The following is a 23,355-nucleotide window of genomic DNA, read 5'->3' on the forward strand; positions in this document are numbered from 1 at the left end:
GACGATTAAGCCGACTGGATGACGTTGAACACGATCGGATGACGTCAAACGTCCGAATTAGCCCTAATGGTCCAGACCTGTGTGTTCCCGGTCCATTACCCTGTGTCCACACCTGCGCGGCGTGGCAGGAAGTGGGCCGCACTATGTCGGATTCATGCCTGACGGATCCGAACCGGATGTACCGCGTCGTTCTCCGTTGCGGGGACGGCTTGTTGAGGGACGCTCTGGCCAACTGGATATCGTCGTTACCGGGGTACGAGGTCGTCGGCGCGGCTGCCACCGGTGACGGTCTGCTACGGCTTTGCGCGCTGCGATCCCCGGACGCCGCGGTGGTGGAGCTCGGTTCGGCCTGCCCCGAGGAGCTGGCCCTCGTGGCGGAATTACGCGCGGTGCGGCCTGGCCCGCATATCGTCGGCCTGCACCGCACCCTTGACGCCCGAAGCCTGGCCTACCTGCACCGCGCCGGGGTGCACCGGCTGGTGAGCACCCGGTTCGGCGTGGCCGGCCTGCGCGATGCCCTCAAGGAGGCCGAGACGGCCTTCCGCGCGCCGGTGAACGGACGCGGCCTGTCCAGCCGGGAGATGGAGATCCTCGCCCTGGTCTGCGCGGGCTGCTCGGCCGCGGAGATCGCCGAGGAGCTGGGCATCAGCCCACACACGGTGACCAACCACAAGCGCCGGATCTTCTCCAAGCTGGACGTGCAGAGCCGCACCCAGGCCACCGCCGAGGTCGGCCGCCTGGGCATGCTCCTGCCGCACCCCGCCAACCGCAGGCGCAACGGTGACGCGCCCCGCAGTCTCACCAGGCGGGAACGCGACATCCTGGACTCGATCGCCCGCGGCGAGTCGGTCCGGCAGACCGCGCAGGCCCTGGGCATCGCCGTGAAGACGGTGCAAAGCGAGCAGCGCCAGCTGTTCTCGAAACTCGGTGCCCGCAACCGCCCGCAGGCCTTGACCAACGCGCGGGGGTTCGGGCTGGTCGACAGCGCCTGAACGCGGAGATGATGTCGGTCACCCGACACCGTGCCCAGACGCCCCCAGACCGGTAGCGTTTCCCGGACGACCTCAGTGATCGCCGCCGGAAGTCCACCGCGCATCCCCGGCGGACTTCCGGCGGCGATGCGCTTATGACCAGGAGGTATCCGGGCCATGTTCCGCAAGGTACTCGTCGCCAACCGCGGGGAGATCGCGATCAGGGCGTTCCGGGCCGGCTACGAGCTGGGTGCCGGAACCGTCGCTGTCTTCCCGTACGAGGACCGCAACTCGCTGCACCGGCTGAAGGCCGACGAGTCGTACCAGATCGGCGCGCAGGGTCATCCGGTCCGCGCCTACCTGTCCGTGGACGAGATCGTGAAGGCCGCCAAGCGTTCCGGCGCGGACGCGGTCTACCCCGGCTACGGCTTCCTGTCGGAGAACCCGGACCTGGCCCGGGCCTGCGCCGAGGCCGGGATCACCTTCGTCGGCCCGACCACCGAGGTCCTGGAACTCACCGGTAACAAGGCCCGCGCGGTGGCCGCCGCCCGTGAGGCCGGGCTGCCGGTGCTGCAGTCGTCCCCGCCCTCGTCCGATGTGGACGAGCTGGTCGCCGCGGCCGACGCGATCGGGTTCCCGGTGTTCGTCAAGGCGGTCGCCGGCGGTGGCGGGCGGGGGATGCGCCGGGTGGAGCAGGCGTCCACATTGCGGGAATCGATCGAGGCCGCGATGCGCGAGGCGGAGTCGGCGTTCGGCGACCCGACGGTGTTCCTGGAGCAGGCCGTGGTCGACCCGCGGCACATCGAGGTGCAGATCCTCGCCGACGGCACCGGCAACGTGATGCACCTGTTCGAGCGCGACTGCTCGATGCAGCGCCGGCACCAGAAGGTGATCGAGCTGGCGCCCGCGCCGAACCTGTCCGAGGAGCTTCGGCAGCGGATCTGCGCCGACGCGGTCAACTTCGCGCGGCACATCGGCTACCGCAACGCGGGCACGGTCGAGTTCCTGCTGGACGCGGCGGGCAAGCACGTCTTCATCGAGATGAACCCGCGCATCCAGGTCGAGCACACGGTGACCGAGGAGGTCACCGACGTCGACCTGGTCCAGTCGCAGATGCGGATCGCCGCCGGCGAGACCCTCGAGGACCTGGGCCTGAGCCAGGACACCGTGCGGCTGCGCGGGTTCGCCATGCAGTGCCGGATCACCACCGAGGATCCCGCGAACGGGTTCCGCCCGGACACCGGCATGATCAGCGCCTACCGCTCGCCGGGCGGCGCCGGGATCCGGCTGGACGGTGGCACCGCGTTCGCCGGGACCGAGATCTCCGCCCACTTCGACTCGATGCTGGTCAAGCTGACCTGTCGTGGGCGAGATCTCGCCACCGCCGTCGCACGTGCGCGCCGCGCGGTCGCCGAGTTCCGCATCCGCGGTGTGGCCACGAACATCCCGTTCCTGCAGGCGGTGCTGGACGACCCGGACTTCCGCGCCGGGCGGATCACCACGAGCTTCATCGAGCAGCGCCCGCACCTGCTGACCGCCCGGCACTCCGCCGACCGCGGGACGCGCCTGCTCACGTACCTCGCCGACGTCACGGTGAACAAGCCCAACGGGGAACGGCCGAAGTTCGTCGACCCGGTGGAGAAGCTGCCCGCGATCGAGCTGACCGGCGAGCCGCGGGCGGGGTCCAAGCAGAAGCTCGTCGAGCTCGGGCCGGAGGGGTTCGCGCGGTGGATGCGCGACGCCAAGCACGTCGGCGTCACCGACACCACATTCCGTGACGCTCACCAGTCATTGCTGGCGACCCGAGTACGCACCAAGGACCTGCTCGCGGTAGCGCCTTATGTCGCGCACACAACGCCCGAGTTGTTGTCCGTGGAATGCTGGGGTGGCGCCACTTATGACGTGGCTTTGCGGTTCCTCGCCGAGGACCCGTGGGAGCGGCTGGCGAAACTGCGTGAGGCCATTCCGAACATTTGCCTCCAAATGCTCCTGCGCGGCCGCAACACCGTTGGGTATACGCCGTATCCCGAGGCCGTCACGCACGCATTCGTGCAGGAGGCCACCAAGACCGGGATCGATATCTTCCGCATTTTCGACGCACTCAACGACGTCGAACAGATGCGCCCCGCCATCGAGGCGGTCCGCGAGACCGGGACGTCGGTCGCCGAGGTCGCGCTCTGCTACACGGCCGACCTGTCCGACCCGGCCGAGCAACTGTACACATTGGACTACTACCTCAAGCTCGCCGAGCAGATCGTCGGCGCGGGGGCACACGTCCTGGCGGTCAAGGACATGGCGGGCCTGCTGCGCCCGCCGGCCGCACGGCGGCTGATCACCGCGCTGCGCAAGGAGTTCGACCTCCCGGTGCACGTCCACACACACGACACCGCCGGTGGCCAGCTCGCCACCTACCTGGCGGCGATCCAGGCCGGGGCGGACGCCATCGACGGCGCCGCGGCCTCGTTGTCCGGCACCACCTCGCAGCCCTCGCTGTCCGCGATCGTGGCGGCGACGGACCACTCCGAGCGTGAGACCGGCCTGAGCCTGCAGGCGGTGTCCGACCTGGAGCCGTACTGGGAGACCGTCCGGCGGGTGTACTACCCGTTCGAGGCCGGTCTGCCCGCCCCGACCGGACGCGTGTACCTGCACGAGATCCCCGGCGGCCAGCTGTCCAACCTCCGCACCCAGGCCCGCGCGCTGGGGCTGGGCGACCGGTTCGAGGACATCGAGGCGATGTACGCGGCCGCCGACCGGATGCTGGGCCGCCTGGTCAAGGTGACGCCGTCGTCCAAGGTGGTCGGCGACCTCGCGCTGCACCTCGTCGGTGCGGGCGTGGACCCCAAGGAGTTCGAGGCCGACCCGGGCCGGTTCGACATCCCGGACTCGGTGATCGGGTTCCTGCACGGCGAGCTGGGCGACCCGGCGGGCGGGTGGCCGGAGCCGTTCCGCACCAAGGCTTTGCGCGGCCGCCCGGCGCCGAAGGGCGTTGCCGAGCTGAGCGCGGAGGACCAGGAAGCGCTGGCCTCGAACCCAAGGCCGACGCTCAACCGGCTGCTGTTCCCCGGGCCGACCAAGGAGTTCCTGGCGCTGCGGGAGCAGTTCGGCGACACGTCGGTGCTGGCCAGCAAGGACTTCTTCTACGGGCTGCGGCCGGGCGTGGAATACCCGGTCGACCTGGAGCAGGGCGTCCGGCTGCTGATCGAGCTGGAAGCCGTCGGTGAGGCCGACGAACGCGGCATGCGGACCGTCATGGCCACCCTCAACGGCCAGCTCCGGCCGATCCCCGTCCGGGACCGGTCGATCGCGTCGAACCTCCCCGTGGCCGAGAAGGCGGAGAAGGGCAACCCGAACCACGTCCCGGCCCCGTTCGCGGGCGTCGTCACGCTCTCGGTGTCCGAAGGGGACGAGGTCGAGGCGGGCGCCACGGTCGCGACCATCGAGGCGATGAAGATGGAGGCCGCCATCACCGCGCCGAAGGGCGGCCGGGTGCACCGGCTCGCGATCGGTTCGGTCCAGCAGGTCGAAGGCGGAGACCTGTTGCTGGTCCTCGGCTAACGGATCGACCCAGGGCTCCTCGAACAGCCGGGCGCGTCACCAGGAGGCCGACCGCCCGGCTGTTGCATCCCCGAAGGGGCCGATGTCGAGGTCCGGCCCCGTCACGGTGAACGGCAGGGAGGGGGCGTGATGCAGATTCACGCTGTGGCGCAACGGCAAGGCGCGTTGGTCGAGCGGGCGCGGTTGCTGCCGGAGGGGTGTATGGCGCTGGCCGCGCTGGCGGGGGAGATCGCGCGGGTGCGGCCGGTGTACGTGCCTGTGGTGGCGGGAACCTCCGGGATGGTGGACGGCATCGCCAACCGGGCCGGGCTGATCGAGAACCGGACCGGGCAGCTGGCGGCGTTGGAAGCACCCGAAGGGCCGGTGCTCACCATCGGCGGGGACTGTGGGGTCGACGTCGTTCCCATTGGGGTGGCACGGTTCCGGCACGGCGAGGGGCTCGGCGTGGTGTGGTTCGACGCGCATCCCGACCTGAACACGCCGGAGACCTCGCCGTCCGGGGCGTTCCACGGGATGGCGTTGCGGGTGTTGTTCGGGGAGGGTGATCCGGAGTTCGTGGCCCAGCCCGCGTTGACCCGGGGTAACGCCGTTCTGGTCGGCGCGCGGGCGATCGATCCCGGTGAGCAGGCCGCCATCGACGCGGGACTCCCCGCACGGCACGGGATTCCGGGCGACTATGTGTACGTGCACGTCGACCTGGATGTGCTCGATCCCGATGAGTTCGATGGGGCCTGCTACCCCGAGCCGGGCGGGTTGAGCGTGGAGGAGGTGGTCGCGACGATCAAGGCGATCCCCGTTCCCGTCGTGGGCGCCGGGATCACCGAGTGCGCGACCACCGATCCGGCCAAGCTTCGTGTGCTCGCCCCGATCATCGAGGCGCTGGTGGAAAAACTAGAACAGCCGTAGCGCCTCCTGTTCGAGGGCAACGCATTCGTCCACGATGTCGGCCATCGCGGCGAACAGGTCCTGGCGGCCCTGGTCGCCGAGCGGGTCGCCGTACTCGGCGGCGACCGCCTCGATCCGCTTGTTCAGCGCCCGGATCTCCGGCTCGGCGTCCCGGCCCCGGCTGAACGTGATCGCCATGCGCTCCTCGACCAGGTCGGCATAGCCGAGCCCGGCGACCGACTCCAAAGCCAGCGACGCCAACGCGGACCACCGGGCCCCGGACTGCCGGAACAACGAGGCCGCGTCGGACAGCTTGGGGTTCACCAAAGGCGCGGCCTCGTCGAGGAAGTCCGCGTAGACCGGACGGGTGGCACCGGGCGAGGTGTACTCCAGCTCGAGGCACTCATAGAACCGGCGAACCCCGTGCGCGAACGCGATCGGGCTGCCGAACCGCTTGGCCCACCCGCTCTTCGTCCTGGTGTCCCGCAGTTGCGCGGCCAGCCTGGCCATCCCGGAGAACCCGAAGTTCACGTCGAAGCTGTTGCCCAGCACCGGCCCGGTCAGGTGGCCCGCGGTCATCTTCAACGCCGACCGGATCGCCCGCGGAAGGTCCGGCGACCCCGCCTCGCCGATGATCAGGGCGTGGTGCCTGCCCTTCTTGTACCCGGACCAGGCCGCACCGAAGTCCTCGGTGGACATCTCGTAGAGACCCGAGTCGTCCACATAGACCGTGTCGCCGGAAATCCCGGCGACCGCGATCACGTACGGATCCATCCCGAACCCAGGTTCCAGGCCGTGCCAAGGCAACCGGCTGCGGTCCACCGAGACCAGCGCGGGCCGGTTCGCCTTGCGCAGCTTGTCGATCCCGGCAGCCGCCTTGCCACTGTGCTGCTCCACATAGGACACATTGAGCCGGCCGAGCGCCTCGGGCGCCCACGGCGCCGGGTGGTGCTGGGCCACGATGGTCATCAGCGGCGGGATGTCCTTGTACTCGAACACCGCGTACATGAACCCGATGCCGCCGGCCAGCCCGGCGATCATCGCCTCGCTGTAGGTCACGCCCTGCGCCTCCAGCACGTGCGCGATCAGCGAGGACTGCCGGTGCCGCTGGGCGCCGAACGTGCGGTACCCAGCGAACAGACCGCTCGGCAGGGTGATTTCGCGGCGGGCCAGGACGTGCATCCGCGCGGTCGTGTACGTCTCGCCGGTCCGGGCCATCCGGTCGCGGACGAGCTTCTTGAGCTTCCTCTGGTCGGTCATCGCTCTCCCAGGACGCCGCCCGCTGCCGTACCCCACGCCCCGCACCGGTTCGCGTCCCAAGCCGACGTGCCGATACCAGTCACCCGCGATGACATCGAAGATCACCTTCGCCCCCGCGGCGCCGGGCGGCGTGGGCGCCCGGTCAGGAGGTCAGGCCCGCAGGCGGGCCCAGCGGCGACTATATCGCGTCGCGCCGGGGCCGTACTTGGGTTATCAAGGGACCATGCAGCCTGAGTACGACAAGGTGGTCCGGACGTTCATCGAGGACGGCCACCTGGTGCGGTTCCCGGCCAAGCGCGGGCGCAGACGCATCCTGCTCGAACACGTCGCCTCCTCGTTCGAACCCGGCCGCCGCTTCCCCGAGCGTGAGGTCGACGTCGTGCTGCGCGCGTGGTGCGACGGCGGCGAGGCAGACTACGTCACCCTGCGGCGCTACCTCGTGGACGAAGGCCTGCTCAGCCGTGAGCACGGCGAATACTGGCGCACCGGCGGCTGGGTCACGGTCACGGAGTAGCGGACGCGCGTCCGGGCCCGATCAGCGCGGCCACCCGGGGTCGGTCGTGAGGACGGTGAGGCGCTGGGTGGCCCGGGTGAGGGCCACGTAGAGGGTGCGGGGGCCGGTGAGCGACTCGTCGACGATCTCGGTGGGTTCCACCAGTACCACGGCGTCGTACTCCAACCCCTTGGCCTCAATGGCATCCACGACCCGCAACCGGTCGTCCGCCACGTCGGTGACCCAGCCGGCGATCTTCTCGATGTCGCACATCGCGCCGATCACGCCGACCGTCCCGTCGACCTGGTCGAGCAGTTCGCGTGCGGCATCCCTTACCGCGCCGGGCATCGAGGCCTCGGCAACGACCTCAATGGACGGTTTGATGCCGGTGTCGCGGACGGCACGCGGCAGTTCGTCGTCGGAGGCCACGTTCTTCACCACGCGGGCGGCCAGCTCGAAGATCTCCGCGGAGTTGCGGTAGTTGGTCTTCAGCGAGAAGCGGCGGCGCGTGGTTCGCTTGCCCAGCGCGGTATCCCGGGCGTTGGCGGCCTCGGCCGGGTCCGGCCAGGTGCTCTGCACCGGGTCGCCGACGAGGGTCCAGCTCGCGTACTGCCCGCGGCGCGCGACCATCCGCCACTGCATCGGCGAGAGGTCCTGCGACTCGTCGACCACGATGTGCGAGTAGTCCTCGTAGTTCTCCGGGCGGCGGCGGCCCGGCTCCGGGGAGTCCTCCAGCGCCCGGCGGGTGCGGCGCTTGGGCGGCGGGCCGATCAGCGTCCGCAGCTCGTCCAGCAGCGCCACATCCGCGACCGACCAGTCGTCCCGGCGCCAGGACGCCGAGAGAACGTCGATCTCGCGCGCGTTCAGCGTCTGCCCGGCGGCCTTGGCCAGCCTCGACCGTTCGCCCAGCGACCGCAGCACGCCCTCCGGCGACAGCACCGGCCACCACACCACGACGAACCGGTGGAAGTCGATCCGCTCGCCCAGGTCGATCAACAGGTCCTGGCGCTTGACCGGGAAGTCCTCATAGGAGTCGGCCTTGCGCCACAACGCTTCCAGCAACGCCTCGGCGGCGTCCACCCGGGAGCGGTTGGGCAGCCGGCCGAGCGCGTGCACCTGGCGGCGGACCTTCGCGAGGTCCTGCTCGTCGAGTTTGAGCACCTCGCCGCGGTAGGTGATGCGCATCTCGGTGGGCGCGTCCGGCGGCACGTCCCGCAGCGCCTTCTTGAGCACCCGGCGCATCCGCAGCGACCCCTTGACCGCCGCCACCTGCGCCGGATCGACGCGCCTGGCCTCGACGCCGTCCATTAACGTGCCGAGCGAGCGCAGCTCCACGCTGTCCTCACCCATCGACGGCAGCACCCGCGAGATGTACGAGGTGAACGCGGTCGACGGGCCGAGCACGAGCACGCCCGCGCTGCCCATCCGCTTGCGGTCGCGGTAAAGCAGGTACGCCACGCGGTGCAGGGCGACGGCGGTCTTGCCGGTGCCCGGGCCGCCGGTGATCTCGGTGACGCCCCGCCACGGCGCCCGGATGGCCTCGTCCTGTTCCTTCTGGATGGTCGCGACGATGTCGCGCATGGCATCGCCGCGGGCGCGGTTGAGCGTCGCCATCAACGCGCCCTCGCCGACCACGTGCATCGACGCCGGCTGGGCGTCGGGCATCAGCAGGTCGTCGTCGATCTCGATCACCTGCTGGCCGGAGGAGCGGATCACCCGGCGGCGCACCACGTCCATCGGCTGCTCGGCGGTCGCCTGGTAGAACGCGGCCGCCGCGGGCGCGCGCCAGTCGGTCACCAGGTTCTCGAACTCGGCGTCGCGGATGCCCAGCCGGCCCACGTACAGCGTCTCGCCGGTGACGTCGTCCAGCCGGCCGAACACCAGGCCCTCGTGCTCGGAGTCGAGCATCTGCAGGATCCGGTTGGCGTGCCGGACCATCACGTCCCGCTCGTACAGCATCGAGGCCTGCTCGAACACCGCCTCGGTGCGTGCCCCGTGGGCCAGCTGGTCCCCGCGGTCGCGCATCTGCTCGGCTTCGACCCGCATCTCGGCCAGCCGCTCGTAGACAACGTCTACATGCTTCTGCTCGACCGCGATCTCGTCCTGTCGGACTGAGGCTTGCGACACCCATGGCTCCCGGGATCGTGATTGGGACGGAAGGTCCACGTTACGCTCTCTCAGCGGTTGACAAACCGGTTGGGCCATGGATGTTGCTGCCGTCACCTTCCACATATGTGAAAACTTGACCATGTGTTTCAGGTGCCCGAGATTATTCGGCTATGACACTGACTGCTGTGGTCACTGGTGGGGGAACTGGAATCGGCCGCGCGATCGCTGCGCAGCTGGTCAGCGACGGTGCGGAGGTGGTGATCACCGGGCGCCGGGCGGACGTGCTCGCCACGACCGCCAAGGAGATCGGCGCGCGGGACGTCGTGTTCGATGCCACAGAGCCGGATGCGGTCGAAGCCGCATTGGCCGACCTGCCGGAGACCGTCGACATCCTGGTGAACAACGCCGGCGCCAACATGGCCCGCCAGGGCCTCAAGGCGACCGACCTGACATCGCTGCGAGCGCTGTGGATCGCCGACTACGAGTCGAACGTGATCTCGGCCGTGCTGGTCACCGAGGCACTGCTGCCCCGGCTGGCCGAGGGCGGGCGGGTGATCAGCATCGGCTCGATCGCCGGGGTCCGCGGCAACGGCTCGTACGGCCCGGCCAAGGCCGCGCTGGTGACGTGGAACGTCGAGCTGGCCAAGAAACTCGCGGGCAAGGCCACCGCGAACATCGTGGCCCCGGGCATGACCGTGGACACGGACTTCTTCAACAACACCCTCACCGAGGAGCGCCGGCAGTTCCTGATCGGCGAGATCCCCTCGGGCCGGCCGGGCAGGCCTGAGGACGTCGCCGCGGCCGTGTCGTTCCTCGCCTCACCCGGCGCCGCCCACGTGACGGGCCAGGTCCTGCACGTCAACGGCGGCGGATTCAACGGCCGGTGAGACGATGACCGTGTGACGAGGATTGTGGCGGGCACGGCCGGCGGCCGCCGGCTGGTCGTGCCACCCCGCGGCACCCGCCCGACATCCGAACGGGTCCGCGAGGCGTTGTTCAGCGCGATCGAGTCCAGGCTGGACCTGGACGGCGCGGCCGTGCTGGACCTGTACGCGGGGTCCGGCGCCCTCGGTCTGGAGGCTCTCTCCCGGGGCGCGTCGTCGGTGACGTTCGTGGAGTCCGACCGGAACGCGTTGGCTGTCCTGCGGTCGAACGTCGCCGCGGTGGGTCTGCCTGGGGCTTCGGTGGTTCCGGGACGGGTGCGGACGGTCCTGTCGGCAGGTACTTCGGCGCTCTATGACCTGGTTCTGGCCGATCCGCCTTACGCGGACGACGATGTCCCCCTTGTTCTGCAGGCGCTGGTGGGGTGGACACGCCCGGGCGCGTTGATCGTTCTGGAACGGGCCGCACGGTCCGCGGCCCCCGAGTGGCCCGCGGCCTTCGAGGCTTTGAAGATCCGGAAGTACGGCGACACCGCCCTGCACTGGGCCCGTCATCCCGAGGAGTGATCGAGGCCACGCATGCCCAGGGTGAGCCCCTTCGGCTGCTAGGTTTCCGCCATGCGGCGGGCGGTCTACCCAGGCTCCTACGACCCGGTCACCAACGGGCACCTCGACATCATCGAACGCGCGGCCCAGGTCTTCGACGAGGTCGTGATCGCGGTGATGATCAACAAGAGCAAGCAGACGCTCTTCACCGTCGAGGAGAGAACCGACATGCTCCGCGAGGTGACGGCCCACCTGCCGGGCGTGCGGGTCGACTCGTGGCACGGGTTACTGGTCCAGTACTGCGAGCAGCACGGGATCAAGGCGATCGTGAAGGGCCTGCGGGCGGTCAGCGACTTCGACTACGAGCTGCAGATGGCGCAGATGAACCAGCAGCTCTCCGGCATCGACACCCTGTTCATGCCCACCAGCCCCGCCTACAGCTTCCTGTCCAGCTCCCTGGTCAAGGAGGTGGCGAAGTACGGCGGCGACGTCACCCACCTCCTCCCGCCCAAGATCCACGAGCGCCTGATCACCCGCCTCGCCGAACGCGCCTAGCCCCGCGCGTGTCCCACGTTCGCCGCCCCCGTGTCCCACATTCAGGCACCCCGAGTTCCCCCTTCGAGACGGACCCGGACCGCGGGCGAACCTTTCGAACGTGGGACACGGGGTCGGCGAACGTGGGACACAGGGTCCGCGAATGTGGGACACGCGGGCGGTGAGTGTGGGACACGCGGGTCAGAGGGGGAGTTTCATGCCTATGTGGCTGGCCTTGAAGCCCAGGCGCTCGTAGAACCGGTGGGCGTCTTCGCGGGTGGCGTCGGTGGTCAGCTGAACCAGGCCGCAGCCGCGTTCGCGGGCCATGTCGACAGCCCACTCGATGAACCGCTGCCCCAACCCTGACCCCCGCTGGTCTGCCCGGACCCGCACGGCCTCGATAGTCGCCCGCGTCATGCCCACCCGTGACAACCCCGGCGTGAAGGTCAGCTGCAGCGTCCCCACCACCTCACCGCCAAGATCCAGCACCGCCAGGAACTGGTTCGGGTCGCGGTCGATCTCCTCGAACGCCGTCAGGTACCGGGGGTCGCCGGGGTGCTCACGTTTCGCGCCCAGCTGGTCGTTCGCGATCAGCGACACGATCGAGGGAACGTCTTCAGCTCGGGCTTTCCGGATCTCCACCATCACGCGGTAACTGTGTCACCTTGTGGTCACACAATCGGGTTACGGTCCGGCAATGACCAACATCACACTACGTGCCGTGAAGGTCCTGTTCGCCCTGGTGATCGGGCTGGCCGGGATCGGTGCCCCGGCGGCGGCCGCGGACGGGCTCGCGATCCAGGCCGCCTGCGGGACCACGTCCGGGTTCACCAAGGTCAACCTGTCCGCGCTGCCCTCCCAGGCGACCGACACCGTGCGGCTGATCCAGCGGGGCGGGCCGTTCCCGTACCGGCAGGACGGCCAGGTGTTCCAGAACCGGGAGCGGATCCTGCCCACCTGCCCGGCGAGCTACTACCACGAGTACACGGTCAAGACCCCAGGCAGCCCGGACCGCGGCGCGCGGCGGATCATCACCGGCAGCGCCGGCGAGTACTTCTACACCGCCGACCACTACGCCAGCTTCCGTCTGGTGAACATCCGCGCCTGACACACCGCCGACGTCCGCACCTGCGCGCGCTGGAGCTGGCAAAGTTGTGACCGGAGGCGGTGGACAGACCAAGGGAGTGCGGCGTGTACCGGGTGTTCGAGGCCCTCGACGAGCTGGTCACGATCCTGGAGGAGGCTCGGGGTGTCCCGATGACCTCCAACTGCATCGTGCCGCGCGGCGACGCGCTCGAACTGCTCGACGAGGTCCGCGACGCGCTGCCCGGCGAGCTCGACGACGCCCAGGACGTCCTGGACCACAAGGACGAGCTGGTCGGCAAGGCCGAGCACGAGGCCAGCACCACCATCAGCAAAGCCAACTCCGAGGCGGAGAACACGCTGGCCAACGCGCGTGCCGAGGCCGAGCGGATCCTGGCCGACGCGCAGGCCCGCGCGCACCGGCTGGTCAGCGAGGCCGAGCAGGCCGCGGACCGCGAGGTCGCCAAGGGCCAGGCCGAGTACGACCAGCTGGTCGGCCGGGCGCAGAGCGAGGCCGACCGGATGCTGCAGGCAGGGCGCGAGTCCTACGAGCACGCTGTCGAGGACGGCCGGCTCGAACAGGCCCGGATGGTCTCCCAGACCGAGGTCGTGCACGCGGCCCACGTGGAGTCCAACCGGATCGTGGACGCGGCCAAGGCCGAGACCGACCGGCTGCGCTCCGAGTGCGACGCGTACGTCGACAGCAAGCTCGCCGAGTTCGAAGACCTGCTGGCACACACCCTGCGCACCGTGGGCAAGGGTCGCTCGCACCTCCGAGCTACCCAAGCCACAGGCATGCACACACCCAACCCGCACGTCCAGCCGGTGTTCCCGCGCGGCAACGGCCAAGTGCCGTTCGACTACGAGGGCCAGAGCTAGTGCTGTGACCAGGTAGGTTCACCGACTCGACGGCCCAGCTTTGCGGTGACATCCAACAGCGCTGACCGCACGGCCGAAAGGCCCAAGTACAACCCGGTACGAGGACCTTCCGGCCGCACGCCCGTGCTGATCAACCCCGGCTGAAAACCTGGATCCGCCGATAACACGGCAAACCTATCCGGCCACAGCACTAGCGGCGTAAGCCGAGCCAGGCGGCGAGCTTCGAGATCTCCTTGTCGATGGCGGCCGCCATGTCCGCGCGGTGCAGCGCCAGGTCCTCGGCCGGGTGGATCATCCCGCGCAGCTCGATCAGATCACGATTGTCCAGCGCGGCACGTAAATCACCGGGCGAAGACGCGTTCCCGAGCCGGGCCACGCCATCAGGTCGGCACTGGGCGCGCACGGCGATGCGCCGCGCGTCCTGGCGGCTGAGCTGGTGAACCGTGACCATGCGCGCAGCGTAACGGCGGGCACCGCCACTCTCGTGGCCCCGATTTTCCCCCCGGTCGGGTAGTCACGTATTCTTCTCGGGTTGACCTTTCCCGACCACTACACCTACCCGAGTACTGACATGTCCGAAAAAAGGCAGGCCACCACCCGGAACGCCGCCGCCAGCCCGTGGGTTATCGACACCCGTGAGCTCGGCCGCCGCCCGGGCAGCAGCCGTACCGTCCAGCGGGTCGTGCCCGTCGAGGTGCCGCTGGGGTATGCCGACGTCATCGAGGTGCCCGCGGGCGCCGAGGTGGAGCTGGACGTGCTGCTCGAGTCCGTGGTCGAGGGGGTGCTGGTCTCCGGCACCGCTTCGGCGCCCACCACTGGGAGCTGCTCGCGGTGTCTCGACCCGTTGTCCGGGCAGGTCGAGGTGGAGCTGACGGAGCTGTTCGCGTACCCCGACAGCGCCACCGAGGAGACCACCGACGAGGACGAGGTCCCGCGCCTCGTCGACGACCGGATCGACCTGGAGCCCGTGGTTCGCGACGCTGTGCTGCTCGCGCTGCCGCAGGTGCCGTTGTGTACGCCCGACTGCGCTGGGTTGTGCCCGGATTGCGGTGCGAAGTGGGCCGAGGTAGGCCCCGACCACGGGCATGAGAAAATCGATCCTCGCTGGGCCGCGCTCACTGAGCGGTTCGGCGAGTCCAGTGACCGACCTGAGGAGAACTAGCCGTGGCCGTCCCCAAGCGGAAGATGTCGCGCTCGAACACGCGCTCGCGCCGCAGCCAGTGGAAGACCACCGCCGTGGTCCTGGAGCCGTGCTCCAACCGTGCGTGCCGTCAGCCCAAGCCGCAGCACGTCGCCTGTCCGGCCTGCGGCCAGTACAACGGCCGCCAGGTCACCCAGCCTGCTTGATTCGATAAAAGGCGGAGGCATGGGAGGAAGGGGCAGCCGTAACGGCGCGGTCGATCCCGGTTCGCTGCTCGTCGCGCTCGGCGTCCAACTGGAGAGCGAGCTGCTTCAGCTCGCTCTGACCCATCGCTCGTATGCCTACGAGAACGGTGGCCTGCCGCCCAACGAGCGGCTGGAGTTCCTCGGCGACTCGGTGCTCGGCATGGTGATCACCGATCACCTGTACCAGGCGCACCCGGACCTGCCGGAGGGCCAGCTCGCCCGGCTGCGGGCCAGCGTGGTGAACATGCACGCGCTCGCGCGGGTCGCCCGTGGCCTCGGCCAGGGCGGCCTCGGCGCGCACCTGCTGCTCGGCCGCGGTGAGGAGCTCACCGGCGGCCGGGACAAGGCGAGCATCCTCGCCGACACCCTGGAGGCCGTGATCGGCGCGGTGTACCTCCAGGAGGGCATCGACGTCGCCCGTGTGGTCGTGCACAAGCTGTTCGACGCGCTGCTCGACGAGGCGCCGCGGCGCGGTGCGGGCCTGGACTGGAAGACCAGCCTGCAGGAGCTGTGCGCGTCCGCCGGTCTTGGCGTACCGGAGTACCGGGTCGAGGAGGAGGGCCCGGATCACCGCAAGGAGTTCAGCGCCACCGTGGTCGTGGCCGGCCAGAGCTACGGCTCGGGCGACGGGCGGACCAAGAAGGAAGCCGAGCAGAAGGCGGCCGAGGCCGCCTACCGCGAGCTGTCGGAGCAGAACGGCAACGGGCTTGCCGGAACTGCCTGAGGTCGAGGTCGTCCGGCGCGGGCTGGAAAGTCACGCGTCGGGCCGCACCATCACCCACGTCGACGTCATGCACCCGCGTGCGATCCGCCGTCACCTGCCCGGCGCCGTCGACTTCGCCGACCGGTTGACCGGCGTGCGCATCGACGCCGTGCGCCGGCGCGGCAAGTACCTGTGGGTCGAGCTGGACAGCGGCGAGGCGATGCTGGCGCACCTCGGCATGAGCGGCCAGATGCTGGTCCGCGACGAGGGGTACGAGGACGAGAAGCACCTGCGGATCCGGTTCCGGTTCGCCGACAAGGGCCCGGAGCTGCGGTTCGTCGACCAGCGCACCTTCGGCGGCCTGGCGCTGTCGGAGATGGTGAAGGTCGATGAGGAGCTGCTGCCCGCCCCCGTCGCGCACATCGCCAGGGACCCGATGGACCCGGCGTTCGACGCCCGCGAGGTCGTCAAAGCCATGCGCCGCAAGCACACTGAGGTCAAACGGGCATTACTCGACCAGACCCTCGTGTCCGGCATCGGCAACATCTACGCGGACGAGGCCCTCTGGCGCACCAAACTGCACTGGGCCCGCCCCACCGACAAACTGACGGCCCCCAAAGCGACGGGGTTGCTGCAAGCGGCCACCGAGGTGATGAACGAGGCCCTCAAGGTCGGCGGCACCAGCTTCGACGCGCTGTACGTGAACATCAACGGCCAGTCGGGGTACTTCGACCGCTCGCTGAACGCCTACGGCCAGGAAGGCAAGCCCTGCACCCGCTGCGGCACCGCCATCCGCCGCGAGCCCTTCATGAACCGCAGCTCCTTCTCCTGCCCCCGCTGCCAACCCCACCCCCGCTAGCACCCACCCGGGACCTGGCCCCGCTGGGCTTCCAGGCATGCGTAGCGATCCGCACCCCACCGCCCGACGCCGAACCTGAACCGCGCCCCCATACCCAGCCGGGATCAGGAAACCTGAGGCGCCGCAACGGGTGGCTGCGCCAGTTTGTTGAGCAGGCCGGGGAGTTGTTCGAGGATCGCCAGTTCGGCGGGCTCCAGCCGGCGCAGGCGGCCCGCCAACTCCTCCGCCTCGTTGTGCGCCAGGGACAGGATCAGTTCGCGGCCGGTGTCGGTCGCCACCACCCGGATCGCCCGGCCGTCCGCGGGGTCCGGTTCCCTGCGGACGTAGCCGGCCGATTCGAGGCTGCTCACCGCCACGGTGGCGGTGGGCTGGGAGCAGGGGACGCGGGCCGCCAGTTCGCCGACCCGCATCGGACCCGAGGTCAGCAGCTGGGACAACACCAGCACTTGGGTGGGTTGGAGGCTGGTGTTCTTCACTGCGTGGCGGAGGGTTCTGAGCAACCGGTGCAGCGCGACCACGATGTCGAAGGCCTGCTGTTCGGTTGTCATTTGCCCTCCAACGTCCGTTTTGGTGTTAGGACACCATTTCGGGACGGTAGATGTCCAGCCAGGCCGCCATGGTAAGGAGTCGTTCGAGGCCACCGCGGCCCTGCGGCGTCAAGTCGCCGTTCAGCGCCGGTGCGACCCGGGCACGCGGGATGATGTCGAACACCCGGTGCGACGAGGGCAGGTCGCGGACCTGTCGCTGCAGTTCGGCGCCGTACTGAGGGTCCTGTGTGGACGGATAGGGGCTCTTCACCCGCTGCACCACCGACTGCGGCAGAACATCCCGGGCCGCGCCGCGCAGCAGGCTCTTCTCCCGGTTGTCATACGTCTTCATCGACCACGGGGTGTTGTACACGTACTCGACCAGCCGGTGGTCGCAGAACGGCACCCGCACCTCGAGCCCCACCGCCATGCTCATCCGGTCCTTGCGGTCCAGCAGGATCCGCACGAACCGGGTCAGGTGCAGGTACGACATGACCCGCATCCGGTGGGTGAACGCGTCCTCCGAAGGCACCCGCTCGACCTCGGCGACCGCCGAGGCGTACTTGTCCCGCCAGTAGGCAGCCATCCCGAGGCGCTCGACGCCCTCGTCGGCGCGGGCGCCCATCATGTCGCGGTACTTCACCAGCCAGGGCCAGTCGTCGGTCCGCTGCGCCACCGGGTCGTGGAACTGCTGGTACCCGCCGAAGATCTCGTCCGCGGACTCACCGGACAACGCGACCGTCGACTGCGCCCGGATCGCCTTGAACAGCAGGTACAGCGAGGCGTCCATGTCTCCGAGGCCGAGCGGCAGGTCCCGGGCCCGGACGACCGCCTGCCGGACCGCGGGATCCGCCAGCGTCATGTGGTCCAGCACGATGTCGGTGTGGTCGGTCTTCACGTGGTCGGCCACGTCGTGCACGTAAGGCGCGTCGGGTGTCGCGCGGACGCCGTCGGGCTGGAAGTTCTCGGTCTGCCCGACGAAGTCGACGGCGAAACTGCGCACCGGGATGTCCAGCTGCGCCGCGGACAACGCCGTGATCGCGCTGGAGTCGAGCCCACCGGACAACAGCACGCACTCCGGCACGTCCGACACGAGTTGGCGCCGCACGATGTCGTCGAGCAGCTCACGCACGTGCGCAACGGTCGTCTCGAGATCGTCGGTGTGCTCCCGGGACTCCAGCTTCCAGTAGGTCCGAGAGTTGATACCCGATGAGGTGACCGTGACGATCGTGCCCGGCACGACCTCCCGCATGCCCTTCCAGATCGCGTGCCCCGGCGTCTTGATGAACCCGAACAGCTCACGCATCCCGTCGGTGTTCACGACCGGCTTGGCCAGCGGGTTCGCCAGGATCGCCTTGGGCTCCGAACCGAACAGCACGCCATCGGCGGTGGGGTAGAAGTAGAACGGCTTGATGCCCATCCGGTCGCGGATCATCACCAGCTTGTGCGTCCGCGCGTCCCAGATGGCGAACGCGTACATGCCGTTCAACCGGTCCGCGACGGCCTCGCCCCACTGCAGGTAGCCCCGCAGGACCACCTCGGTGTCGCTGGACGTGGTGAACTTCTCGCCGCGTCCCTCCAGCTCCGCGCGGAGCTCGGTGAAGTTGTACGTCTCGCCGCTGTAGACCATGGCCACGTCCCCGTTGGGCGTCGAGACCGACATCGGCTGCGCACCGCCCGGGATGTCGATGACCGCCAGCCGCCGGTGGCCCAGGGCCGCCTCGCGGGCCACCCACGTGCCCTCGGCGTCCGGGCCGCGGCAGGACATGGTCTCGGTCATCGCGTCGATCGCCGCCTGCTGCTGGGTCAGGTCCCGGTCATACGAGACCCACCCGGTGATCCCACACATGTGTTACCTCCCAAGTACCCTCCGTGTAACTCGATTATTAGCTAATACATCTAACTCGCACAAGGTGACGATCAGTAATCGACTAGGTGGGAACGTGTCATCCGGGCGGGCCAGCCTGGAGACGCTCGGTGACCGGTTTCGTCAGGATCGCGTAAATGGCCATCGGTGCCGCATAAAGACCCCATCAGGCGATCCTCACCAGGGCCTTCCGGGAATGCAGGCTCTGGGCAGCCGGGAAACCAACGGGGTGCCCCGACTTGGAGAGGAGAGCGCGACCATGGCCGACCTGGCCTATGCCGTGCTGCTGATCGCCATCTTCGCGATCCTCGCGCTGACTCTGCGTGGTCTGGAGAAGTTGTGAGCGGGACCGGTGCCGTGGCCAACATCGTCGCCGGTGTGCTGGCCCTCGGCTTGCTGATCTACTTGTTCATCGCCCTGGTCCGACCGGAGAAGTTCTGATGAGCGACTCCTGGGCCGGCCTGGCGCAGGCCGGCCTGCTGATCCTCGCCCTCGCGCTTGTCTACAAGCCGCTGGGCGACTACATGGCTCGCGTGTACACCAGCGCCAGGCACCTGCGGGTGGAGAAGGCGATCTACCGCATCGGCCGGGTGGACCCGGACTCCGAGCAGCACTGGAAGACCTACGCCACCGGCGTGCTGGCGTTCTCGTTCGCCTCGGTGGTGCTGCTCTACCTGCTGCAACGCCTGCAACCGTTGCTGCCCTTGGACTTCGGCCGCACGGTGACGCCGGGTGTGGCGTTCAACACGGCGGTCAGCTTCGTGACCAACACGAACTGGCAGTCCTACATCCCCGAGTCGGTGATGGGGCACGTCGTCCAGATGGCCGGGCTGACCGTGCAGAACTTCGCCTCCGCCGCGGTCGGCATGGCCGTGGCGATGGCCCTGGTGCGCGGGTTCGTCCGGTCGCGCACCGACCGGATGGGCAACTTCTGGGTCGACCTGACCCGCGGCACGGTCCGGATCCTGCTGCCGATCTCGTTGCTGTTCGCGATCGTGCTGGTCGCGCTGGGCGTGGTGCAGAGCCTGAGGTCGGGCGTCGATGTGACCAATGTGGACGGTTCGGCGAGCCACATCGCGCTGGCGCCGGCGGCCTCCCAGGAGGCCATCAAGGAGCTGGGCACCAACGGCGGCGGCATCTTCAACGCCAACTCCGCGCACCCCTTCGAGAACCCCAGCTCCTGGACCAACCTGATCGAGCTCTTCCTGATCATGGTCATCCCGGTCTGCCTGACCAGGACGTTCGGCGTGCTGGTGGGCAACAAGCGGCAGGGCACGATCCTGCTGAGCGTGATGGCGTTCCTGTGGACCGGCATGCTCGCGGTGATCTGGTACGCCGAGGCGCACCCGAACGGCGCGGTGGCGCTGCTCGCGGGCGGTGGCATGGAGGGCAAGGAGACCCGGTTCGGGATCGGCGCGTCCTCGTTGTTCGCCGACGCCACAACGAGTACGTCGACCGGCGCGGTGAACGCGATGCACGACAGCCTCAGCGGTCTCGGCGGTGGCGGGACGATCCTCAACATGATGTTCGGCGAGCTGTCGCCGGGCGGTGTGGGGACGGGCCTCTACAGCATCCTGGTGGTCGCGGTGATCGCGATGTTCCTGGCGGGCCTGATGGTCGGCCGGACACCGGAGTACCTGGGCAAGAAGCTCGGCAAACGTGAGGTCACGTGCGCGGCGATCGCGATCCTGGCGATGCCGGCGGTCGTGCTGCTCGGTTCGGGCGCCGCGCTGCTCGTCCCGGGCAACCTGGACGCGCTGAACAACCCTGGGGCGCACGGGTTCTCCGAGATCCTGTACGCGTACACGTCCGCCAGCAACAACAACGGCAGCGCGTTCGCCGGGATCACGGTCACCAACGACTGGTTCCAGTCGACGCTCGCCGTGTGCATGCTGCTGGGCCGGTTCATCGCCATCATCGCCGTGCTGTGCCTGGCCGGTTCCCTTGCCGCGCAACGCAAAGTGCCGGAGACCGCGGGCACCCTGCCGACCACGAGCCCGCTGTTCGCCACCATGCTCGGCGGCACGGTCGTGCTCGTCGCTGCGCTCACATTCGTCCCGGCCCTGGCTCTCGGGCCGATCGCGGAGGCTCTCGCATGACCAGCAGTGTCAAAACCCCCTTGCGCACACCGGAGGAGGAGATCCGGCACCACGTGGAGAACGCGGGCCGGATCAGCGCCGGGGTCTTCACCCCCCGACAGCTGTGGATCTCGCTGCCGGACGCGTTGAAGAAGCTCAACCCGCGCCATCAGGCCCGCAACCCGGTCATGTTCGTGGTGTGGGTGGGGTCGGCGTTGTCCACGGTGTTCGCCATCGGTGATCCGACCGTGTTCAGCATCGGCACCGCGCTGTGGTTGTGGTTCACGGTGTTGTTCGCCAACCTCGCCGAGGCGGTCGCCGAAGGGCGGGGCAAGGCGCAGGCGGAAACCCTCCGCCGCACCAAGAAGGAGACCGTCGCTCGCCGACTTCTCAAGGATGTGACCGAAGATCTGCTTGCAGGATCGAGCATCGACACAGTGGAGCGCGTCCCCGGTGTCGAGCTGACCATTGGTGACCTGGTGGTCGTCGAGGCGGGCGAGGTGATCCCGGGGGACGGTGACGTCATCGAGGGCATCGCGACCGTCGACGAGTCGGCGATCACGGGTGAGTCCGCGCCGGTGATCCGGGAGTCGGGTGGTGACCGTTCCGCCGTCACGGGTGGCACCACCGTGCTGTCCGACCGGATCGTGGTGCGGATCTCGACCAAGCCCGGTGAGTCCTTCGTGGACCGGATGATCGCGTTGGTCGAAGGCGCGCAACGGCAGAAGACACCCAACGAAATCGCGCTGACCATTTTGCTGGCCACGTTGACGATCATCTTCCTGCTCGCGGTCGTGGCGCTGCAGCCGATGGCCGGGTACTCGGGCAGTCTGCAGTCGGTCATCGTGCTGACAGCTTTGCTCGTCTGTTTGATCCCGACCACGATCGGTGCGCTGCTGTCCGCTATCGGCATCGCGGGGATGGACCGCCTGGTCCAGCGCAACGTCCTGGCCACCTCGGGCCGAGCTGTCGAGGCGGCCGGTGACGTGAGCACGCTCCTGCTGGACAAGACCGGCACGATCACCTTCGGCAACCGGCGGGCCACCGAGCTGCTCCCGGTCGGAACCTCCACAGTGGACGATCTGGCGCAGGCCGCCCGGCTGTCGAGCCTGGCCGACGGCACCCCGGAAGGCCGCAGCATCGTCGAGCTGTGCGCCAAGGAGTACGGGCTGGCCGAGCACCCGACCGAGCACGAGAAGACCGGCGAGTTCGTCCCGTTCACCGCGCAGACCCGGATGAGCGGCATCGACCTGGACGGCCGCAGCGTGCGCAAGGGCGCGGCGAGCGCGGTGCGGGACTGGGTCACCGAGGCCGGTGGCCAGGTGCCCGGCGAGGTGCACACGCTGGTCGACATGATCAGCCAGCAGGGTGGAACGCCGCTGGTGGTGGCCGAACAGGGCGTCGTGCGGGGCGTGATCCGGCTGTCCGATGTGGTCAAACCGGGGATGCGTGAGCGGTTCGACGAGCTGCGCACGATGGGCATCAGGACGGTGATGATCACCGGCGACAACCCGTTGACCGCCAAGGCGATCGCGGACGAGGCCGGGGTGGACGACTTCCTGGCCGAGGCCAAGCCCGAGGACAAGATGGCCCTGATCCGCCAGGAGCAGGAGGGCGGGCGGCTGGTCGCGATGACCGGCGACGGCACGAACGACGCGCCCGCCCTGGCACAGGCCGATGTCGGTGTGGCGATGAACACGGGGACCATGGCGGCCAAGGAGGCCGGCAACATGGTCGACCTGGACTCCAACCCCACCAAGCTGATCGAGATCGTCGAGATCGGCAAGCAGCTGCTGATCACCCGGGGCGCGCTGACCACGTTCAGCATCGCCAACGACCTGGCGAAGTACTTCGCGATCCTGCCGGCCATGTTCGCGGGCATCTACCCGCAGCTGGGCAGGCTCAACATCATGGCGCTGCACTCGCCGTCGAGCGCGATCCTGTCCGCGGTGATCTTCAACGCGTTGATCATCGTGGCCCTGATCCCGCTGGCCCTGCGGGGTGTGCGGTACCGGCCGTCGAGCGCGCGGTCGCTGCTGCGCAGGAACTTGTTGGTATACGGCGTCGGCGGGATCATCACGCCCTTCATCGGGATCTGGCTGATCGACCTGCTCGTCCGGCTGATTCCGGGAATGTGAACTGACATGGTCAAGCAAGCATGGGCCGGGCTCCGCATCCTGCTGGTGATGACGGTGCTGCTCGGTGTTCTTTACCCGTTGGGTGTCTGGCTGGTCTCGCGGGTCCCCGGTCTGGAGGCCAACGCCGAAGGGTCGGTGGGCCCGGGCGGGTCGAGCCTGATCGGGGTCGACCCGGTCGCCCAGGACCCGAACCACGACCCGTGGTTCCACACCCGTCCATCCGCGAGTGCCAAGGACCCGTTGGGCCCGGCTGACCCGTCGACATCCGGCGGATCGAACAAGAGCGCTGACAACCAGGACTATCTGTCAGTCATCAAACAGCGGAAGGACATGATCGCCCAGCGCGAAGGCGTTGATCCCTCGCTGGTGCCACCGGACGCGGTCACGGCCTCGGCGAGTGGCGTGGATCCCCAGATCAGCCCGGCCTACGCCACCCTCCAGGCCGCGCGGGTCGCGAAGGAGAACGGGCTGACAGTTGACCGCGTCCGTCAGCTGATCTCCGACAACACGACGTCAGGTATCGGACCCGAGTCAGTGAATGTGCTCAAGCTCAACCTGGCCGTGCAGGCGGCGAAGCGCGGGTGAGTGCCCCTCTGGCGCA

Annotated in this window: 23 protein-coding genes; 17 read left to right on the plus strand and 6 right to left on the minus strand. The window is 68.9% G+C overall.

Annotation, left to right across the window (positions count from 1 at the left end):
• The first annotated feature begins 212 nt into the window (after nt 1-212).
• The 3 genes from AB0J95_RS39625 (at nt 213) to AB0J95_RS39635 (ending at nt 5,432) form a co-directional block, all read left to right on the plus strand.
• Nucleotides 213-992, plus strand: coding sequence for a LuxR family transcriptional regulator (locus tag AB0J95_RS39625; RefSeq protein WP_364769985.1), 780 nt, complete (start codon nt 213-215; stop codon nt 990-992).
• A 156-nt stretch (nt 993-1,148) separates the two neighbouring features.
• Nucleotides 1,149-4,526, plus strand: coding sequence for a pyruvate carboxylase (locus AB0J95_RS39630; RefSeq protein ID WP_364769987.1), 3,378 nt, complete (start codon nt 1,149-1,151; stop codon nt 4,524-4,526).
• A gap of 129 nt (nt 4,527-4,655) precedes the next feature.
• On the plus strand, nt 4,656-5,432 hold the full coding sequence (locus AB0J95_RS39635) for an arginase family protein (protein ID WP_364769989.1): 777 nt from the start codon (nt 4,656-4,658) through the stop codon (nt 5,430-5,432).
• Here AB0J95_RS39635 and AB0J95_RS39640 read toward each other — a convergent pair.
• Nucleotides 5,418-6,671, minus strand: a complete 1,254-nt coding sequence (locus tag AB0J95_RS39640) for a BtrH N-terminal domain-containing protein (protein WP_364769991.1) — start codon at nt 6,669-6,671, stop codon at nt 5,418-5,420. The two genes, AB0J95_RS39635 and AB0J95_RS39640, sit on opposite strands and share 15 nt — an antisense overlap.
• 88 nt (nt 6,672-6,759) lie before the next feature.
• Here AB0J95_RS39640 and AB0J95_RS39645 point away from each other — a divergent pair, with 88 nt between their 5' ends.
• Nucleotides 6,760-7,185: a DUF2087 domain-containing protein gene (locus tag AB0J95_RS39645; RefSeq protein WP_364769993.1), complete on the plus strand. Its 426-nt coding sequence runs from the start codon at nt 6,760-6,762 to the stop codon at nt 7,183-7,185.
• 21 nt (nt 7,186-7,206) lie between these two features.
• Here AB0J95_RS39645 and AB0J95_RS39650 read toward each other — a convergent pair whose 3' ends face one another.
• Nucleotides 7,207-9,291 carry an ATP-binding domain-containing protein gene (locus AB0J95_RS39650; RefSeq protein ID WP_364769995.1) on the minus strand — a complete coding sequence of 695 codons (2,085 nt, stop codon included), beginning with the start codon at nt 9,289-9,291 and terminating at the stop codon, nt 7,207-7,209.
• A 152-nt stretch (nt 9,292-9,443) separates the two neighbouring features.
• Between AB0J95_RS39650 and AB0J95_RS39655 the strand changes: the two genes are divergently transcribed.
• The 3 genes from AB0J95_RS39655 to coaD are packed head-to-tail and all read left to right on the plus strand — an operon-like array spanning nt 9,444 to nt 11,255.
• On the plus strand, nt 9,444-10,160 hold the full coding sequence (locus AB0J95_RS39655; protein ID WP_364769997.1) for an SDR family oxidoreductase: 717 nt from the start codon (nt 9,444-9,446) through the stop codon (nt 10,158-10,160).
• A gap of 12 nt (nt 10,161-10,172) precedes the next feature.
• Nucleotides 10,173-10,721: a 16S rRNA (guanine(966)-N(2))-methyltransferase RsmD gene (gene rsmD / locus AB0J95_RS39660; protein ID WP_364769999.1), complete on the plus strand. Its 549-nt coding sequence runs from the start codon at nt 10,173-10,175 to the stop codon at nt 10,719-10,721.
• Nucleotides 10,722-10,772: 51 nt separating this feature from the next.
• Nucleotides 10,773-11,255 (plus strand): pantetheine-phosphate adenylyltransferase, encoded by a 483-nt coding sequence (gene coaD, locus AB0J95_RS39665; RefSeq protein WP_364770001.1) that lies wholly within the window; start codon nt 10,773-10,775, stop codon nt 11,253-11,255.
• Between the two features lie 180 nt (nt 11,256-11,435).
• Here coaD and AB0J95_RS39670 read toward each other — a convergent pair whose 3' ends face one another.
• Nucleotides 11,436-11,879 (minus strand): GNAT family N-acetyltransferase, encoded by a 444-nt coding sequence (locus AB0J95_RS39670; protein ID WP_364770206.1) that lies wholly within the window; start codon nt 11,877-11,879, stop codon nt 11,436-11,438.
• Between the two features lie 52 nt (nt 11,880-11,931).
• Between AB0J95_RS39670 and AB0J95_RS39675 the strand changes: the two genes are divergently transcribed.
• Complete coding sequence (locus tag AB0J95_RS39675) at nt 11,932-12,342, plus strand: ribonuclease domain-containing protein (protein ID WP_364770003.1); 411 nt, start codon at nt 11,932-11,934, stop codon at nt 12,340-12,342.
• Nucleotides 12,343-12,425: 83 nt separating this feature from the next.
• Nucleotides 12,426-13,196 (plus strand): DivIVA domain-containing protein, encoded by a 771-nt coding sequence (locus tag AB0J95_RS39680; protein ID WP_364770004.1) that lies wholly within the window; start codon nt 12,426-12,428, stop codon nt 13,194-13,196.
• A 190-nt stretch (nt 13,197-13,386) separates the two neighbouring features.
• Here AB0J95_RS39680 and AB0J95_RS39685 read toward each other — a convergent pair whose 3' ends face one another.
• The gene (locus AB0J95_RS39685; RefSeq protein ID WP_364770005.1) at nt 13,387-13,647 is read right to left on the minus strand and encodes a hypothetical protein; all 261 of its coding nucleotides are present in this window, start codon (nt 13,645-13,647) and stop codon (nt 13,387-13,389) included.
• Nucleotides 13,648-13,767: 120 nt separating this feature from the next.
• On the opposite strand from AB0J95_RS39685, the gene AB0J95_RS39690 reads away from it, so the two are divergent.
• The 4 genes from AB0J95_RS39690 to mutM are packed head-to-tail and all read left to right on the plus strand — an operon-like array spanning nt 13,768 to nt 16,144.
• Nucleotides 13,768-14,358, plus strand: coding sequence for a DUF177 domain-containing protein (locus AB0J95_RS39690; RefSeq protein WP_364770006.1), 591 nt, complete (start codon nt 13,768-13,770; stop codon nt 14,356-14,358).
• Nucleotides 14,359-14,360: 2 nt separating this feature from the next.
• The gene (rpmF, locus tag AB0J95_RS39695; protein ID WP_364770008.1) at nt 14,361-14,543 is read left to right on the plus strand and encodes a 50S ribosomal protein L32; all 183 of its coding nucleotides are present in this window, start codon (nt 14,361-14,363) and stop codon (nt 14,541-14,543) included.
• Between the two features lie 19 nt (nt 14,544-14,562).
• The gene (gene rnc, locus AB0J95_RS39700; RefSeq protein WP_364770010.1) at nt 14,563-15,306 is read left to right on the plus strand and encodes a ribonuclease III; all 744 of its coding nucleotides are present in this window, start codon (nt 14,563-14,565) and stop codon (nt 15,304-15,306) included.
• On the plus strand, nt 15,290-16,144 hold the full coding sequence (gene mutM, locus AB0J95_RS39705; protein WP_364770012.1) for a bifunctional DNA-formamidopyrimidine glycosylase/DNA-(apurinic or apyrimidinic site) lyase: 855 nt from the start codon (nt 15,290-15,292) through the stop codon (nt 16,142-16,144). Before rnc ends, mutM begins: the two co-directional genes overlap by 17 nt.
• 104 nt (nt 16,145-16,248) lie before the next feature.
• On the opposite strand, the gene AB0J95_RS39710 is transcribed toward mutM, so the two are convergent.
• Both AB0J95_RS39710 and asnB read right to left on the minus strand, forming a co-directional pair.
• Entirely contained in the window at nt 16,249-16,692 is a 444-nt protein-coding gene (locus AB0J95_RS39710) for a MarR family winged helix-turn-helix transcriptional regulator (protein ID WP_364770014.1), read from the minus strand.
• Between the two features lie 25 nt (nt 16,693-16,717).
• Complete coding sequence (asnB, locus tag AB0J95_RS39715) at nt 16,718-18,520, minus strand: asparagine synthase (glutamine-hydrolyzing) (protein ID WP_364770016.1); 1,803 nt, start codon at nt 18,518-18,520, stop codon at nt 16,718-16,720.
• Between the two features lie 357 nt (nt 18,521-18,877).
• Between asnB and kdpF the strand changes: the two genes are divergently transcribed.
• From kdpF to AB0J95_RS39735, 4 genes are read left to right on the plus strand one after another with little or no spacing between them, the layout of a single operon-like run.
• Nucleotides 18,878-18,979 (plus strand): K(+)-transporting ATPase subunit F, encoded by a 102-nt coding sequence (gene kdpF, locus AB0J95_RS39720; RefSeq protein WP_364770018.1) that lies wholly within the window; start codon nt 18,878-18,880, stop codon nt 18,977-18,979.
• Nucleotides 18,979-20,637 (plus strand): potassium-transporting ATPase subunit KdpA, encoded by a 1,659-nt coding sequence (gene kdpA, locus AB0J95_RS39725; protein ID WP_364770020.1) that lies wholly within the window; start codon nt 18,979-18,981, stop codon nt 20,635-20,637. Before kdpF ends, kdpA begins: the two co-directional genes overlap by 1 nt.
• Nucleotides 20,634-22,754 carry a potassium-transporting ATPase subunit KdpB gene (kdpB, locus tag AB0J95_RS39730; RefSeq protein ID WP_364770022.1) on the plus strand — a complete coding sequence of 707 codons (2,121 nt, stop codon included), beginning with the start codon at nt 20,634-20,636 and terminating at the stop codon, nt 22,752-22,754. Before kdpA ends, kdpB begins: the two co-directional genes overlap by 4 nt.
• Before the next feature lie 6 nt (nt 22,755-22,760).
• Nucleotides 22,761-23,339, plus strand: a complete 579-nt coding sequence (locus tag AB0J95_RS39735) for a potassium-transporting ATPase subunit C (RefSeq protein ID WP_364770024.1) — start codon at nt 22,761-22,763, stop codon at nt 23,337-23,339.
• Nucleotides 23,340-23,355 lie beyond the last annotated feature (16 nt).

It is taken from the genome of Actinocrispum sp. NPDC049592, assembly GCF_040675465.1.
Classification (GTDB): Bacteria; Actinomycetota; Actinomycetes; order Mycobacteriales; family Pseudonocardiaceae; genus Kibdelosporangium.

What these genes read in the sequence shown, in the direction of transcription:
- AB0J95_RS39690 (WP_364770006.1), top strand. Translation starts at nt 13,768, where the DNA reads ATGTCCGAAAAAAGGCAGGCCACCACCCGGAACGCCGCCGCCAGCCCG.
- AB0J95_RS39635 (WP_364769989.1), top strand. Translation starts at nt 4,656, where the DNA reads ATGCAGATTCACGCTGTGGCGCAACGGCAAGGCGCGTTGGTCGAGCGG.
- AB0J95_RS39685 (WP_364770005.1), bottom strand. Translation starts at nt 13,647, where the DNA reads ATGGTCACGGTTCACCAGCTCAGCCGCCAGGACGCGCGGCGCATCGCC.
- kdpB (WP_364770022.1), top strand. Translation starts at nt 20,634, where the DNA reads ATGACCAGCAGTGTCAAAACCCCCTTGCGCACACCGGAGGAGGAGATC.
- AB0J95_RS39670 (WP_364770206.1), bottom strand. Translation starts at nt 11,879, where the DNA reads ATGGTGGAGATCCGGAAAGCCCGAGCTGAAGACGTTCCCTCGATCGTG.
- kdpA (WP_364770020.1), top strand. Translation starts at nt 18,979, where the DNA reads ATGAGCGACTCCTGGGCCGGCCTGGCGCAGGCCGGCCTGCTGATCCTC.
- AB0J95_RS39675 (WP_364770003.1), top strand. Translation starts at nt 11,932, where the DNA reads ATGACCAACATCACACTACGTGCCGTGAAGGTCCTGTTCGCCCTGGTG.
- AB0J95_RS39655 (WP_364769997.1), top strand. Translation starts at nt 9,444, where the DNA reads ATGACACTGACTGCTGTGGTCACTGGTGGGGGAACTGGAATCGGCCGC.
- asnB (WP_364770016.1), bottom strand. Translation starts at nt 18,520, where the DNA reads ATGTGTGGGATCACCGGGTGGGTCTCGTATGACCGGGACCTGACCCAG.
- AB0J95_RS39735 (WP_364770024.1), top strand. Translation starts at nt 22,761, where the DNA reads ATGGTCAAGCAAGCATGGGCCGGGCTCCGCATCCTGCTGGTGATGACG.
- rnc (WP_364770010.1), top strand. Translation starts at nt 14,563, where the DNA reads ATGGGAGGAAGGGGCAGCCGTAACGGCGCGGTCGATCCCGGTTCGCTG.
- AB0J95_RS39640 (WP_364769991.1), bottom strand. Translation starts at nt 6,671, where the DNA reads ATGACCGACCAGAGGAAGCTCAAGAAGCTCGTCCGCGACCGGATGGCC.
- AB0J95_RS39710 (WP_364770014.1), bottom strand. Translation starts at nt 16,692, where the DNA reads ATGACAACCGAACAGCAGGCCTTCGACATCGTGGTCGCGCTGCACCGG.
- AB0J95_RS39630 (WP_364769987.1), top strand. Translation starts at nt 1,149, where the DNA reads ATGTTCCGCAAGGTACTCGTCGCCAACCGCGGGGAGATCGCGATCAGG.
- AB0J95_RS39645 (WP_364769993.1), top strand. Translation starts at nt 6,760, where the DNA reads ATGACATCGAAGATCACCTTCGCCCCCGCGGCGCCGGGCGGCGTGGGC.
- coaD (WP_364770001.1), top strand. Translation starts at nt 10,773, where the DNA reads ATGCGGCGGGCGGTCTACCCAGGCTCCTACGACCCGGTCACCAACGGG.